Source organism: Pseudomonas sp. LG1E9 (genome assembly GCF_003290225.1).
In the GTDB taxonomy this organism is placed as follows: Bacteria; Pseudomonadota; Gammaproteobacteria; order Pseudomonadales; family Pseudomonadaceae; genus Aquipseudomonas; species Aquipseudomonas cyclaminis.
The window spans coordinates 38,663-53,923 of record NZ_CP029983.1; the positions used below are offsets into that span (position 1 = coordinate 38,663).

Annotated in this window: 10 protein-coding genes, 2 tRNA genes and 3 rRNA genes; 4 read left to right on the forward strand and 11 right to left on the reverse strand. The window is 55.0% G+C overall.

All coding sequences use genetic code 11. The annotated features are described in order from the left end of the window. Window positions 1-79: 79 nt before the first annotated feature. The 9 genes from DNK50_RS00330 to tyrS form a co-directional block, all read right to left on the reverse strand. A complete protein-coding gene (locus tag DNK50_RS00330; RefSeq protein ID WP_099584604.1) occupies window positions 80-526 on the reverse strand; it encodes a hypothetical protein in 447 nt (148 codons plus the stop codon). A gap of 7 nt (window positions 527-533) precedes the next feature. Further along, window positions 534-1,283, reverse strand: coding sequence for a pantothenate kinase (locus DNK50_RS00335; RefSeq protein ID WP_112192555.1), 750 nt, complete (start codon window positions 1,281-1,283; stop codon window positions 534-536). Beyond that, a complete protein-coding gene (gene birA / locus DNK50_RS00340; protein ID WP_099584602.1) occupies window positions 1,273-2,232 on the reverse strand; it encodes a bifunctional biotin--[acetyl-CoA-carboxylase] ligase/biotin operon repressor BirA in 960 nt (319 codons plus the stop codon). Before birA ends, DNK50_RS00335 begins: the two co-directional genes overlap by 11 nt. Window positions 2,233-2,397: 165 nt before the next feature. Continuing rightward, a 5S ribosomal RNA gene (rrf, locus tag DNK50_RS00345) occupies window positions 2,398-2,513 on the reverse strand. A gap of 151 nt (window positions 2,514-2,664) precedes the next feature. Beyond that, a 23S ribosomal RNA gene (locus tag DNK50_RS00350) occupies window positions 2,665-5,556 on the reverse strand. A gap of 247 nt (window positions 5,557-5,803) precedes the next feature. Beyond that, window positions 5,804-5,879: transfer RNA gene (locus tag DNK50_RS00355), tRNA-Ala, on the reverse strand. Between the two features lie 30 nt (window positions 5,880-5,909). Beyond that, window positions 5,910-5,986, reverse strand: a tRNA-Ile gene (locus tag DNK50_RS00360). An 83-nt stretch (window positions 5,987-6,069) separates the two neighbouring features. Next, window positions 6,070-7,606: ribosomal RNA gene (locus DNK50_RS00365) — 16S ribosomal RNA — on the reverse strand. Together the 16S, 23S and 5S rRNA genes with 2 tRNA genes alongside form the textbook arrangement of a ribosomal RNA operon. A gap of 495 nt (window positions 7,607-8,101) precedes the next feature. Continuing rightward, the gene (gene tyrS, locus DNK50_RS00375) at window positions 8,102-9,301 is read right to left on the reverse strand and encodes a tyrosine--tRNA ligase (protein ID WP_112192556.1); all 1,200 of its coding nucleotides are present in this window, start codon (window positions 9,299-9,301) and stop codon (window positions 8,102-8,104) included. 209 nt (window positions 9,302-9,510) lie between these two features. On the opposite strand from tyrS, the gene DNK50_RS00380 reads away from it, so the two are divergent. Together DNK50_RS00380 and DNK50_RS00385 are read left to right on the forward strand one after the other, a co-directional pair. Then, window positions 9,511-10,929 (forward strand): peptidoglycan DD-metalloendopeptidase family protein, encoded by a 1,419-nt coding sequence (locus DNK50_RS00380; protein WP_112192557.1) that lies wholly within the window; start codon window positions 9,511-9,513, stop codon window positions 10,927-10,929. A 3-nt stretch (window positions 10,930-10,932) separates the two neighbouring features. Beyond that, the gene (locus tag DNK50_RS00385; protein WP_112192558.1) at window positions 10,933-12,024 is read left to right on the forward strand and encodes an anhydro-N-acetylmuramic acid kinase; all 1,092 of its coding nucleotides are present in this window, start codon (window positions 10,933-10,935) and stop codon (window positions 12,022-12,024) included. 68 nt (window positions 12,025-12,092) lie between these two features. Here DNK50_RS00385 and erpA read toward each other — a convergent pair whose 3' ends face one another. Beyond that, complete coding sequence (gene erpA, locus DNK50_RS00390; RefSeq protein ID WP_003176443.1) at window positions 12,093-12,443, reverse strand: iron-sulfur cluster insertion protein ErpA; 351 nt, start codon at window positions 12,441-12,443, stop codon at window positions 12,093-12,095. Window positions 12,444-12,608: 165 nt separating this feature from the next. Continuing rightward, a complete protein-coding gene (gene argC / locus DNK50_RS00395; RefSeq protein ID WP_003210935.1) occupies window positions 12,609-13,643 on the reverse strand; it encodes an N-acetyl-gamma-glutamyl-phosphate reductase in 1,035 nt (344 codons plus the stop codon). A gap of 134 nt (window positions 13,644-13,777) precedes the next feature. Between argC and hemJ the strand changes: the two genes are divergently transcribed. Together hemJ and DNK50_RS00405 are read left to right on the forward strand one after the other, a co-directional pair. Next, window positions 13,778-14,206, forward strand: coding sequence for a protoporphyrinogen oxidase HemJ (gene hemJ, locus DNK50_RS00400; protein WP_099585644.1), 429 nt, complete (start codon window positions 13,778-13,780; stop codon window positions 14,204-14,206). A gap of 24 nt (window positions 14,207-14,230) precedes the next feature. Continuing rightward, a complete protein-coding gene (locus tag DNK50_RS00405) occupies window positions 14,231-15,193 on the forward strand; it encodes a nitronate monooxygenase family protein (protein ID WP_099585645.1) in 963 nt (320 codons plus the stop codon). Window positions 15,194-15,261 lie beyond the last annotated feature (68 nt).

The following is a 15,261-nucleotide window of genomic DNA, read 5'->3' on the forward strand; positions in this document are numbered from 1 at the left end:
AGGTTAGCTGCATTGACGTCACTTCCCATCAAATCCCCCTAAAGGTCTTCACTGCGAAGCGGGCGCCATTCTATTCAAACTATTCGACAGTTGCAATGCCTTCGCACAGCATTATTTTATGTTTTAACTCATTGAATTCCTTAGCAAGGTTTTCAAAGGGCAGATCCTCAGCCAGACGCCTGCTTTCCGGGGCAACCCGGAGCCAGTAACCCTGGGCATCAGGCAAGCTCAGCAACTGAATCCTGACCTTTATATCCAGGCTGGTGAGGCGCTGCTCGACAGATTGCGCCTGGCGCTGATCTACAAAACCACCAATATACAAACAGGTATTTTGCGCATCAGACGCCTTTGCCCGCTCCCTGCGGGCCACGGCGTCAGAGGACTCGCTCAGCAGACGAATATCCTGCTGGCTGCCTCGATAGAGACTCAGAGGAGTGACATCTTTAGCGCGCAACGGCGCCTCTTGTTGATGCCATATGTAGTAAAAAGCGTTGAGGATCAGTAAAAGCAAAAACAGCCAACGCATAAACACCTCAAGATAACGGGCACGCCATCGCCAAACCAACGAAAATCAGATCAGGAACGAGCCGAGCCTGCGGCACAGCATCCAATACCAGATCAGCGTCGCCGCCTGTCAAGAACACGGTGAAGTCATCGCCCCAGTAGCTCCTGGCCAGCTCCAACTGGGTCAGCACAAACCCTCTTAGCATCAACGTACAGCCCCGCTCTACAGCTTCGACCGTGGTGCGACCAGGTGACAGGCACTCCAAGGCCCTTTCAGCGGCGGCATCGCCATACCGGATCTTGCGCGTATGCGTTCGCAGCTGATTCCTCATGAGAGACATACCCGGACAAATGAAGCCCCCCAGGTGCTCTCCATCCGCAGCTATAAAATCTGCCGTCGCCGCCGTACCAAAGTCCAGGACCAAGCAAGCGCCGGATGCCAACTTAAAGCCACCAAGCATCGCCAACCAGCGATCGAGCCCCAAGCGCTCGAAATCTTCGTAGCCGTTACGCACCCCAGCCATTTCACGAGCCGAAGCAGCGCAGGTAACAGCAACACCAAATGCATCCACAAGCGCCGCGACCAGCTTGTCTGTCTCCTCCAGCGCACGCACACTCACCAGCCGGCAACGCGTCAGCAACAGGCCAGGCACCGCCAGTAGACTATCAACCAATGCCTCATCAGAACTTGCCACACCTTCTATCGCTACACCAGCCAGACTCGAACCGAGCACACGCCACTTGATAAAGCTGTTCCCACAGTCGAGCTCAAGAATCATCACGCAACCTCAGGCTTAACTCACCACCACTGTATATTTTCTCAATGCCATCGACACTTAAGCGCAACGCACCTTGACGATCAACGCCCAGAACAAATCCATCGACCTCATTGACACCGGCTATGAGCGACACCGCCCTGCCCTGCCAAGCATGGCTTGCCTCCCACTCATCCTGAAGCGCGGCAAAACCTAATGCCCTGTGCCGATCCAGGTACCGCTGCAACTGCAGACCAAGACGGGCAACCAACGAATTGCGATCAACAGGAGAGCCCGTCTCCAACTGCACCGATGTCCATTGCTGGTCAACCTCATCAGCCTTCTGCATATTGACGTTGATACCTATTCCGAGGACAACGTGGCAGATATCCGCAGGGTCCCCTACGAGTTCCAGCAAGATCCCGGCAATTTTCTTATGTCCAACGAGGACGTCGTTAGGCCATTTCAAAGCAGCAGCCTGAACTCCCGATTCACGTAGGGCTTGCATGACTGCCAACCCAACCACAAGGCTTAGCCCCTCCAGTTGCCGCAGACCGCCCTCAATACGCAAGACGAGGCTGTAATACACATTCTGAGCAAACGGACTGACCCACTTTCGACCACGCCTGCCTCTTCCCGCCGTTTGCTGTTCCGCAAGCACTAGGAAGGGGGTTGCGCACTCGACACCCGCAAGGCGCAAAGCTTCAGCATTTGTTGAGTCGATGGAATCGTAGACATGGATAGGCCACGCCAAAGCAGGCGCATGTTGCCGAATTTCCGCAGCACTCAAGAAAACAAGAGGAGAAGCCAATTGATACCCCTTCCCTCGAATCCTATGAACGGGCAGATTCAATTCGGCTTCAAGGTGCTGGAGCTGCTTCCAAACAGCACTGCGACTAACGCCCAGGGCAGCACCAAGCGCTTCTCCGGAATGGAACCGGCCATCTTTCAGAAGTTCTAACAACGTCAGCATGCAAGTATCGCCTCACAATGAGGCACGCATGATAGCCATGCGCAGGGGCATTGCATAGAAAGGCGGACGCTTGGCATTGAAGCGCACTCCGAGCAGCGCGTCGGACTTTCCGACCGCCCAAAACAAAACCCCATCTGCTTTCGCAAATGGGGTTTCGGAATTTAATCTTGACGATGACCTACTCTCACATGGGGAAACCCCACACTACCATCGGCGATGCATCGTTTCACTACTGAGTTCGGGATGGGATCAGGTGGTTCCAATGCTCTATGGTCGTCAAGAAATTCGGGTACTGAGTCGTGACCTGTTGGCCTCGCTTCAGCAAATTGGGTATGTGATAGCTTTCGGTGTTTTGTGAGCGTCGAACTTTCGGTTCATCTCGTCTTCAAACACCGCAATCTGGCCTTTCGACGCAAATTGCTTGGGTGTTATATGGTCAAGCCTCACGGGCAATTAGTATTGGTTAGCTCAACGCCTCACAGCGCTTACACACCCAACCTATCAACGTCGTAGTCTTCGACGGCCCTTCAGGGAACTCAAGGTTCCAGTGAGATCTCATCTTGAGGCTAGTTTCCCGCTTAGATGCTTTCAGCGGTTATCTATTCCGAACATAGCTACCCGGCAATGCCACTGGCGTGACAACCGGAACACCAGAGGTTCGTCCACTCCGGTCCTCTCGTACTAGGAGCAGCCCCTCTCAAATCTCAAACGTCCACGGCAGATAGGGACCGAACTGTCTCACGACGTTCTAAACCCAGCTCGCGTACCACTTTAAATGGCGAACAGCCATACCCTTGGGACCGGCTTCAGCCCCAGGATGTGATGAGCCGACATCGAGGTGCCAAACACCGCCGTCGATATGAACTCTTGGGCGGTATCAGCCTGTTATCCCCGGAGTACCTTTTATCCGTTGAGCGATGGCCCTTCCATACAGAACCACCGGATCACTAAGACCTACTTTCGTACCTGCTCGACGTGTCTGTCTCGCAGTCAAGCGCGCTTTTGCCTTTATACTCTACGACCGATTTCCGACCGGTCTGAGCGCACCTTCGTACTCCTCCGTTACTCTTTAGGAGGAGACCGCCCCAGTCAAACTACCCACCATACACTGTCCTCGATCCGGATAACGGACCTGAGTTAGAACCTCAAAGTTGCCAGGGTGGTATTTCAAGGTTGGCTCCACGCAGACTGGCGTCCACGCTTCAAAGCCTCCCACCTATCCTACACAAGCAAATTCAAAGTCCAGTGCAAAGCTATAGTAAAGGTTCACGGGGTCTTTCCGTCTAGCCGCGGATACACTGCATCTTCACAGCGATTTCAATTTCACTGAGTCTCGGGTGGAGACAGCGCCGCCATCGTTACGCCATTCGTGCAGGTCGGAACTTACCCGACAAGGAATTTCGCTACCTTAGGACCGTTATAGTTACGGCCGCCGTTTACCGGGGCTTCGATCAAGAGCTTCGCGTTAGCTAACCCCATCAATTAACCTTCCGGCACCGGGCAGGCGTCACACCCTATACGTCCACTTTCGTGTTTGCAGAGTGCTGTGTTTTTAATAAACAGTCGCAGCGGCCTGGTATCTTCGACCGGCATGAGCTTACGGAGCAAGTCCTTCACCCTCACCGGCGCACCTTCTCCCGAAGTTACGGTGCCATTTTGCCTAGTTCCTTCACCCGAGTTCTCTCAAGCGCCTTGGTATTCTCTACCCAACCACCTGTGTCGGTTTGGGGTACGGTTCCTGGTTACCTGAAGCTTAGAAGCTTTTCTTGGAAGCATGGCATCAACCACTTCGCTAACTAAAAGTTAGCTCGTCATCAGCTCTCGGCCTTAAGATCCCGGATTTACCTAAGATCTCAGCCTACCACCTTAAACTTGGACAACCAACGCCAAGCTGGCCTAGCCTTCTCCGTCCCTCCATCGCAATAACCAGAAGTACAGGAATATTAACCTGTTTTCCATCGACTACGCTTTTCAGCCTCGCCTTAGGGACCGACTAACCCTGCGTCGATTAACGTTGCGCAGGAAACCTTGGTCTTTCGGCGTGGGTGTTTTTCACACCCATTGTCGTTACTCATGTCAGCATTCGCACTTCTGATACCTCCAGCAAGCTTCTCAACTCACCTTCACAGGCTTACAGAACGCTCCTCTACCGCATCACTTACGTGATACCCGTAGCTTCGGTGTATGGTTTGAGCCCCGTTACATCTTCCGCGCAGGCCGACTCGACTAGTGAGCTATTACGCTTTCTTTAAAGGGTGGCTGCTTCTAAGCCAACCTCCTAGCTGTCTAAGCCTTCCCACATCGTTTCCCACTTAACCATAACTTTGGGACCTTAGCTGACGGTCTGGGTTGTTTCCCTTTTCACGACGGACGTTAGCACCCGCCGTGTGTCTCCCATGCTCGGCACTTGTAGGTATTCGGAGTTTGCATCGGTTTGGTAAGTCGGGATGACCCCCTAGCCGAAACAGTGCTCTACCCCCTACAGTGATACATGAGGCGCTACCTAAATAGCTTTCGAGGAGAACCAGCTATCTCCGAGCTTGATTAGCCTTTCACTCCGATCCACAGGTCATCCGCTAACTTTTCAACGGTAGTCGGTTCGGTCCTCCAGTTAGTGTTACCCAACCTTCAACCTGCCCATGGATAGATCGCCCGGTTTCGGGTCTATTCCCAGCGACTAGACGCCCTATTAAGACTCGCTTTCGCTACGCCTCCCCTATTCGGTTAAGCTCGCCACTGAAAATAAGTCGCTGACCCATTATACAAAAGGTACGCAGTCACCCAACAAAGTGGGCTCCCACTGCTTGTACGCATACGGTTTCAGGATCTATTTCACTCCCCTCTCCGGGGTTCTTTTCGCCTTTCCCTCACGGTACTAGTTCACTATCGGTCAGTCAGTAGTATTTAGCCTTGGAGGATGGTCCCCCCATATTCAGACAAAGTTTCTCGTGCTCCGTCCTACTCGATTTCATGACTAAGAGATTTTCGCGTACAGGGCTATCACCCACTATGGCCGCACTTTCCAGAGCGTTCCGCTAATCTCAAAGCCACTTAAGGGCTAGTCCCCGTTCGCTCGCCACTACTAAGGGAATCTCGGTTGATTTCTTTTCCTCAGGGTACTTAGATGTTTCAGTTCCCCTGGTTCGCCTCTTACGCCTATGTATTCAGCGTAAGATAACCATCTTATGATGGCTGGGTTCCCCCATTCAGACATCTCCGGATCAAAGTCTGTTTGCCGACTCCCCGAAGCTTTTCGCAGGCTACCACGTCTTTCATCGCCTCTGACTGCCAAGGCATCCACCGTATGCGCTTCTTCACTTGACCATATAACCCCAAGCAATCTGGTTATACTGTGAAGACAACATTCGCCGAAAATTCGAATTTCTCAATTAAGAGAACTCACAAATTTTACCTTAGCCTGATCCGTTACCAGTGAAAGTAACGTTCAGTCTATCTTTCTATCACATACCCAAATTTTTAAAGAACGATCTAATCAAAGACTAGAAATCAACATTCACCATCATCACAATGGAATGCTCATTTCTAAGCTTTCAACAAACAGAAGCAGTAGTGGTGGAGCCAAACGGGATCGAACCGTTGACCTCCTGCGTGCAAGGCAGGCGCTCTCCCAGCTGAGCTATGGCCCCGTATTTCTACAGGCGTTTCCCACACAAAATTGGTGGGTCTGGGCAGATTCGAACTGCCGACCTCACCCTTATCAGGGGTGCGCTCTAACCAACTGAGCTACAGACCCAATTTCGGGCTGCTTCTTTATCGTCTTCTTCAATGAATCAAGCAATTCGTGTGGGAACTTATGGAGCAGCTGATGTCGTCGATTAAGGAGGTGATCCAGCCGCAGGTTCCCCTACGGCTACCTTGTTACGACTTCACCCCAGTCATGAATCACACCGTGGTAACCGTCCTCCCGAAGGTTAGACTAGCTACTTCTGGTGCAACCCACTCCCATGGTGTGACGGGCGGTGTGTACAAGGCCCGGGAACGTATTCACCGCGACATTCTGATTCGCGATTACTAGCGATTCCGACTTCACGCAGTCGAGTTGCAGACTGCGATCCGGACTACGATCGGTTTTATGGGATTAGCTCCACCTCGCGGCTTGGCAACCCTCTGTACCGACCATTGTAGCACGTGTGTAGCCCAGGCCGTAAGGGCCATGATGACTTGACGTCATCCCCACCTTCCTCCGGTTTGTCACCGGCAGTCTCCTTAGAGTGCCCACCATTACGTGCTGGTAACTAAGGACAAGGGTTGCGCTCGTTACGGGACTTAACCCAACATCTCACGACACGAGCTGACGACAGCCATGCAGCACCTGTCTCAATGTTCCCGAAGGCACCAATCTATCTCTAGAAAGTTCATTGGATGTCAAGGCCTGGTAAGGTTCTTCGCGTTGCTTCGAATTAAACCACATGCTCCACCGCTTGTGCGGGCCCCCGTCAATTCATTTGAGTTTTAACCTTGCGGCCGTACTCCCCAGGCGGTCAACTTAATGCGTTAGCTGCGCCACTAAGAGCTCAAGGCTCCCAACGGCTAGTTGACATCGTTTACGGCGTGGACTACCAGGGTATCTAATCCTGTTTGCTCCCCACGCTTTCGCACCTCAGTGTCAGTATCAGTCCAGGTGGTCGCCTTCGCCACTGGTGTTCCTTCCTATATCTACGCATTTCACCGCTACACAGGAAATTCCACCACCCTCTACCATACTCTAGTCAGTCAGTTTTGAATGCAGTTCCCAGGTTGAGCCCGGGGATTTCACATCCAACTTAACAAACCACCTACGCGCGCTTTACGCCCAGTAATTCCGATTAACGCTTGCACCCTCTGTATTACCGCGGCTGCTGGCACAGAGTTAGCCGGTGCTTATTCTGTCGGTAACGTCAAAACAATCACGTATTAGGTAACTGCCCTTCCTCCCAACTTAAAGTGCTTTACAATCCGAAGACCTTCTTCACACACGCGGCATGGCTGGATCAGGCTTTCGCCCATTGTCCAATATTCCCCACTGCTGCCTCCCGTAGGAGTCTGGACCGTGTCTCAGTTCCAGTGTGACTGATCATCCTCTCAGACCAGTTACGGATCGTCGCCTTGGTGAGCCATTACCCCACCAACTAGCTAATCCGACCTAGGCTCATCTGATAGCGCAAGGCCCGAAGGTCCCCTGCTTTCTCCCGTAGGACGTATGCGGTATTAGCGTCCGTTTCCGAACGTTATCCCCCACTACCAGGCAGATTCCTAGGCATTACTCACCCGTCCGCCGCTCTCAAGAGAAGCAAGCTTCTCTCTACCGCTCGACTTGCATGTGTTAGGCCTGCCGCCAGCGTTCAATCTGAGCCATGATCAAACTCTTCAGTTCAAACATCTTTGGGTTTTTAAGAAACCCTAAACTTGGCTCAGCAATCGTTGGTTACATCTTTGATTTCTCGCGGAGTAACTTGTGATGCTGATAATCTTGTTGACTATCAGTCTGACTCCACAAGCACCCACACGAATTGCTTGATTCAGTTGTTAAAGAGCGGTTGGTTAAGATCTTTCGTCTCAACCGAGGCGCGCATTCTACAGCAGCCTCATTTGCTGTCAAGTGATTATTTTCAGAAGTTTTCAAGGAATCCTTAACAACTTCAACCACTTGCGCTTCAGATCTCTCATCAGCGGGAGGCGAATTCTACAGCGTTACACGCTGCTGTCAACACCTCTTTTTCAACTTCCTTTTGGCTTCGATGAACTGAAGCAACCTACTGCCGAAAACTGCGTAACTCATTGTTTACCAAGAAGTTTTCCGTTTCGACTGCGCCGGAAGTGGGGCGAATTATAGACAGATATAATTCGCCGTCAACCCTTAACTTCAACCTTATTCGGATTTGAGCGTAATACGCGCAAACGCCTTCTTCCCCGCCTGGCAAACATGGGTCGCGCCCAGCTCGTATATAAAGGTGCGATCTACCACTTCACCATCTATACGCACACCACCAGAATTCAGAAGGTCGCGCGCTACGGCCGAGTTCTTGACCAGGCCTGCCTTATTAAGGACAGCAGCAATAGGCATAGCCTCGCCAGCAGTCAGCTCGACCTCAGGCAAATCATCCGGCAGTTCGCCATCCTTCATACGATTACCCGCTGCGCGGTGAGCACTGGCCGCAGCCTCCTCACCATGGAAACGCGCAACAATCTCTTCGGCCAGCTTGATCTTCACATCACGCGGGTTGGCGCCAGCCTCGACATCTGCGCGCAGCGCATTGATTTCATCCATGGAGCGGAAGCTCAGTAGCTCGAAGTAACGCCACATCAGCGCATCAGGAATGGAGACCAGCTTGCCGTACATCACACCCGGCGCCTCCTGGATACCCACATAGTTACCCAGGGACTTGGACATCTTCTTGACGCCGTCCAACCCTTCCAGCAGCGGCATGGTCAGAATGCACTGCGCCTCCTGCCCATACGCACGCTGAAGCTCACGCCCCATCAGCAGATTGAACTTCTGATCGGTCCCACCCAGCTCCACGTCGGCACGCAATGCCACCGAGTCATAGCCCTGGACCAGCGGATACAGGAACTCATGAATAGCGATCGGCTGATTGGTGGAGTAGCGCTTATCGAAATCGTCGCGCTCAAGCATCCGCGCAACAGTGTACTGGGAGGTCAGGCGAATGAAGTCCGCAGGCCCCATCTGGTCCATCCAGGTGGAGTTGAACGCTACTTCAGTCTTGGCCGGATCAAGGATCTTGAACACCTGAGTCTTGTAGGTCTCGGCATTGTCGAGAACCTGCTCGCGGGTCAGGGGCGGGCGCGTCGCACTCTTGCCACTCGGATCGCCGATCATCCCGGTGAAGTCACCTATAAGGAAGATGACCTGATGCCCCAGCTCCTGGAACTGACGCAGCTTATTAATAAGCACGGTGTGACCAAGGTGCAGATCCGGCGCCGTCGGATCGAAGCCAGCCTTAATACGCAGGGGCTGGCCACGCTTGAGCTTTTCGATCAGCTCGGACTCGACCAACAGTTCTTCCGCACCACGTTTTATCAGCGCTAGCTGCTCTTCAACCGACTTCATAACAGACCCGCAAGGCTCAGATTCAAAAGGGAACCAACCATACAAGATCAGGGACTAATTACAAGTTTTGCCCTGCGCACGGACACCGTTCAGCAAGCCCAGCGTTCGCGAGCTTGCGCCACAGATGATTTGGTTATATTTTATACAGTTATTTCATCTTCATCATGTCATTCATCTTTTCCATTTCATCTTCAAAGTCAAAATTACCTATGACCACTGAACCGTCTAAAGCGCCGCCGCTTTACCCGAAGACCCACCTGCTCGCTGCAAGTGGTATCGCCGCCCTTCTTAGCCTGGCACTCCTGGTATTTCCTTCCAGTGACGTAGAAGCCAAACGAACATCCCTGAGCCTTGACTTGGAGAGTCCAGTTGAACAACTGACACAAGATCAAGACGCTTCCGACGCTCAACAAGCCACAAATGCCCCGTCTGAATCGCCATTCGCGCAGATAGAAAACACGCCCGAAGAAACCCAACAGGCCGCTAAGGAAACGCAAAAGCCCCTCGCAGACGCTGCCAAGAATCCTCAGCACCGCGAAGTGATCGTCGCAAAAGGCGATACTCTTTCGACCCTTTTCGAGAAAGTTGGCCTTCCCGCTGCCGCCGTAAACGACGTGCTGGCGAGCGACAAACAAGCCAAGCAGTTCACCCAACTGAAACACGGCCAGAAGCTTGAGTTCGAACTGACGCCCGACGGCCAGTTGAACAACCTGCACAGTAATGTCAGCGACCTCGAAAGCATTTCCCTGACCAAAGGCGCCAAAGGCTTCGCCTTCAATCGCATCACCACCAAACCGGTGATGCGCTCCGCCTACGTTCACGGCGTGATCAACAGTTCACTGTCGCAATCCGCTGCCCGCGCCGGGTTGTCCCATAGCATGACCATGGACATGGCCAGCGTATTTGGCTACGACATCGACTTCGCTCAAGACATCCGCCAGGGTGACGAATTCGACGTAATCTACGAGCAAAAAGTCGCCAACGGCAAAGTGGTCGGCACAGGCAACATCCTCTCCGCACGCTTCACCAACCGCGGCAAGACCTACACCGCCGTGCGTTACACCAATAAACAAGGCAACAGCAGCTACTACACCGCCGATGGCAATAGCATGCGCAAGGCCTTCATCCGCACCCCGGTGGACTTCGCTCGCATTAGCTCGCGTTTCTCGATGGGTCGCAAGCATCCAATTCTGAACAAAATCCGCGCCCACAAAGGCGTCGACTATGCCGCCCCACGCGGTACGCCGATCAAGGCTGCGGGTGATGGCAAGGTCCTGCTGGCCGGCCGTCGCGGTGGTTACGGCAACACCGTGATCATCCAGCACGGCAACACTTACCGTACTTTGTATGGCCACATGCAAGGCTTCGCCAAGGGCGTGAAGACGGGCGGCAACGTGAAGCAGGGCCAAGTGATCGGTTATATCGGCACCACTGGCCTCTCTACCGGACCGCACTTGCACTACGAGTTCCAGGTCAACGGCGTACACGTCGATCCATTGGGTCAGAAACTACCGATGGCCGACCCAATTGCCAAAGCAGAGCGTGCGCGCTTCATGCAACAAAGCCAGCCGCTGATGGCACGCATGGACCAAGAGCGGTCCACCCTGCTGGCTTCGGCGAAGCGTTAAGCCATGCCGCTCTATATAGGCGTGATGTCCGGGACCAGCCTGGATGGCCTGGACATCGCTCTGGTTGAACAGGGCGCGGCAGTCAATCTGATCGCCACGCACTACACACCGATGCCTGACGCCCTGCGCGCAGAGCTGCTGAGCCTGTGCGCCAGCGGCCCGGATGAGATTGCCCGCTCAGCGATTGCCCAGCAGCACTGGGTTACCCTCGCAGCCCAAGGCATTCGTACGCTGCTCGAACAGCAAAACCTCAAGCCTCGGGACATCCGCGCGATCGGCAGCCATGGCCAGACCATCCGCCACGAACCCGCCCGGGGCTTTACCGTGCAGATCGGCAACCCAGCCCTGCTCACCGAGCTGACGGGCATCACCGTGGTAAGCGACTTCCGCAGCCGCGATGTCGCCGCCGGTGGCCAGGGCGCGCCGCTCGTACCCGCGTTTCATGAAGCATTGTTTGGCGAAAGCACCGGCAATCGTGCGGTACTGAACGTAGGCGGTTTCAGCAACCTCAGCCTGATTGAGACCGGCAAGCCCGTAGCCGGCTTCGACTGCGGCCCGGGCAATGTCTTGCTTGATGCCTGGATTCATCTACAACGCGGCGAACACTTTGATCGCGACGGCCAGTGGGCAGCCAGCGGCAAAGTAGAACCTCAGTTGCTCAACGCACTGCTCAGCGATCCCTTCTTCCTGACCAAAGGCCCAAAAAGCACCGGCCGCGAAGTGTTCAACCTGGGATGGCTGCAACAGCACCTGAGCCGCCTACCAGCCTTCGCCCCACAAGATGTACAGGCGAGCCTGCTGGAATTGACCGCTCTGACCATCGTCGAGTCCCTGCAATCGGCACAACCGCAGACAGAAACGCTCTTGATCTGTGGTGGCGGCGCACATAACACCGCCATGATGAAGCGACTGGCCACCCTGCTGCCATCTACTCAGGTCAGCAGCACCGCCACTTACGGCGTAGACCCTGACTGGGTCGAAGCCATGGCCTTCGCCTGGCTGGCCCATTGCTGCCTGGAAAGCATTGCCGCCAACCGACCCAGCGTCACTGGCGCACGCGGATTGCGGGTGTTGGGCGCGATCTATCCCGCCTGAATCCCAGACAGCAAAACGCCGCTTGGCCCATGAAAGCCAAGCGGCGTTTTTTTTGCATCCACTCTCGATCAGATCGAGAACGAAGACCCACAACCGCATGTAGTGGTGGCATTAGGGTTCTTGATCACGAAACGCGAACCCTCCAGACCTTCCTGATAATCCACCTCGGCGCCTGCCAAGTACTGGAAACTCATCGGGTCGACAACCAGGCTCACGCCCTCGCGCTCAACGATGGTGTCATCGTCAGCCACATCTTCATCGAAGGTAAAGCCGTACTGAAACCCTGAACAACCGCCGCCCGTAACGAATACGCGCAGCTTCAAGCGATCATTACCCTCTTCATCGACCAAGCTCTTCACCTTGTGCGCAGCACCGTGGGTGAATTGCAAAGCCGTGGGGGTGAAGGATTCAACGCTCATGCTGATAATCTCCCGGCGTAGCGCCGCCATATGCGTAATGGCGGGCATTATCCGCTTCTCCTAGAAAATCGGTCAACTATTGTTACGGTATATCAATGTGCTTCGCCGCCATTAGAAACACAAAAGGCCCGTTCGACGGGCCTTTTGCCTAGCCGCTAAACCGCCTTAAGGCAGCATGCCTGCGTGGGACAAACCCAACTTCTCGTCCAGTCCGAACAGGATGTTCATGTTCTGCACCGCCTGGCCCGACGCGCCTTTGACCAAGTTATCGATCACCGACAGCACCACGACGAGATCACCATCCTGCGGACGATGCACCGCAATCCGGCACACATTGGCGCCGCGCACGCTGCGGGTTTCCGGGTGGCTGCCCGCTGGCATTACGTCGACGAACGGCTCATTGGCGTAGCGCTTTTCAAACAACGCCTGCAGGTCTACCGAACGGTCAACCACGGTTGCGTAAAGCGTGGAGTGAATACCACGGATCATCGGCGTCAGGTGCGGCACGAAGGTCAGGCCCACGTCCTTACCGGCAGCACGACGCAGGCCCTGGCGGATTTCCGGCAAATGACGATGCCCTTTTACCGCGTAGGCCTTCATGCTTTCCGACGTCTCGGAGTACAAAGAACCTACCGCCGCACCACGGCCTGCACCGCTGACGCCGGACTTGCAGTCTGCGATCAGGCGCGAAGCATCCGCCAGCCCAGCTTCAAGCAACGGCAGGAAGCCCAGTTGCGTCGCGGTTGGGTAGCAACCCGGCACCGCAATCAGGCGCGCCTGCTTGATCTGCTCACGATTGACTTCCGGCAGGCCGTACACCGCCTCTTCCAACAACTGAGGCGCGCCGTGTGGCTGACCATACCATTTGGCCCATTCATCGGCATCCTGCAGACGGAAGTCCGCCGACAGGTCGATCACCTTGGTGCCAGCCGCCAGCAACTCACCTGCCAGCGCATGGGCAACACCATGAGGCGTGGCAAAGAACACCACGTCGCAGGCGCCAAGGGTCTTGATGTCCGGAACGCTGAACGCCAGGCCGTCGTAGTGGCCTCGCAGGTTCGGGTACATATCGGCCACGGCCAGGCCGGCCTCGGATCGGGAGGTAATGACCACCACCTCAGCTTGCGGATGCTGAGCCAACAGACGCAGCAATTCGACACCGGTGTAACCCGTGCCGCCGACGATACCGACCTTGACCATAACCCTGCCCTCAACGAACCACTGGAAAGCCGTCGATAATAGGGGCCGTATCGTCCTGCGACAACCGTCAACGTGACGTATGGGCGTATGAGCCACTACTATCTCGGCTACCGTGAACCTGGGAATAACTAGAAATGCTCTATCTATGGATCAAAGCCCTCCACATCGTCAGCATCGTCTGCTGGTTTGCAGCGCTGTTCTACCTGCCGCGCCTGTTTGTCTACCACGCCCAAAGCGAAGACACGGTGAGCAAGGAACGTTTCAGCATCATGGAGCGCAAGCTGTACCGCGGCATCATGGGGCCGGCGATGATCGCCAGCCTGGTATTCGGTGGCTGGCTGATCTACCTCAACCCAAGCATCTTTCAGTCCGGCGGCTGGATCCACGCCAAGCTGACCCTGGTCGTGCTGTTGATCGGCTATCACCACATGTGCGGCGCGCAGGTAAAACGCTTCGCCCGTGGCGAAAACACCCGCAGCCATGTCTTTTATCGCTGGTTCAATGAAGTACCGGTTCTGATATTGCTGGCTATCGTAATTTTGGTCGTGGTCAAACCGTTCTAACTTCAATTACTCGGGGTACCTCCAATGTCGCTGCCCGCTCTGCTTGAACAACGTCTGCGCCTGCCCGTGGTGGTGGCGCCGATGTTCCTGATTTCCAACCCGCAACTGGTCCTGGCCTGCTGTCGCAATGGTGTGGTCGGGAGCTTTCCCGCGCTTAACCAGCGCGAGAGCAGTGGCTTCAAGGCCTGGCTGGAGGAAATTGAAGCGGGCCTGGCGCAACTGGATGACCCCGCTCCGTATGCCGTCAACCTGATCGTGCACAACAGCAACCCGCGCCTGGAGGCGGACCTGGCAATCTGCGTCGAGCACAAGGTGCCGATTGTGATCACCAGTTTGGGCGCGGTAAAAGAGCTGGTAGATGCCGTGCACAGCTATGGCGGCCTGGTGTTTCACGATGTCACTACCCGTCGCCATGCCGAAAAAGCCGCTGAGGCGGGTGTAGATGGCCTGATTGCCGTGGCTGCGGGTGCCGGCGGCCATGCCGGTACCTGGAGCCCGTTCTCACTGATTGCCGAGATTCGCCAGTTCTTCGACAAAACCCTGCTGCTGGCTGGGTGCCTCAATCACGGGCACCAGATCCTCGCCGCACAATTGCTGGGTGCGGACCTGGCGTATTTCGGCACGCGTTTTATCGGTACCACCGAAAGCCACGCCCCAGATGCCTATAAAGAGATGCTGCTCACATCGCGCGCCGCCGACATCGTGCACACTCCCGCAGTCTCCGGCGTTCCCGCTAGCTTTATGCGCCAAAGCCTGGAAAATGCCGGGTTCGACCTCGCTGCCCTGCAAGGCAAAGGCGAAGTCAACTTCGGTTCCAAGCTCAAGCCGCTGGGCGACGAAGCCAAGGCGTGGAAGACCGTATGGTCCGCCGGCCAAGGCGTCGGTGAGATTGATGATTTGCCCAGCGTCGATGAACTCGTTGCCCGCCTGGATGCCGAATACCGCAAGGCGCGCGAGCAGGCCGCACAATTGCGCTGGCCACGCTGACCCAACCGACAGGCCTGCCGATTGAGCGGGCCTGCACCTCCTACCTGAATAAGTGACAAGGAAGCCTG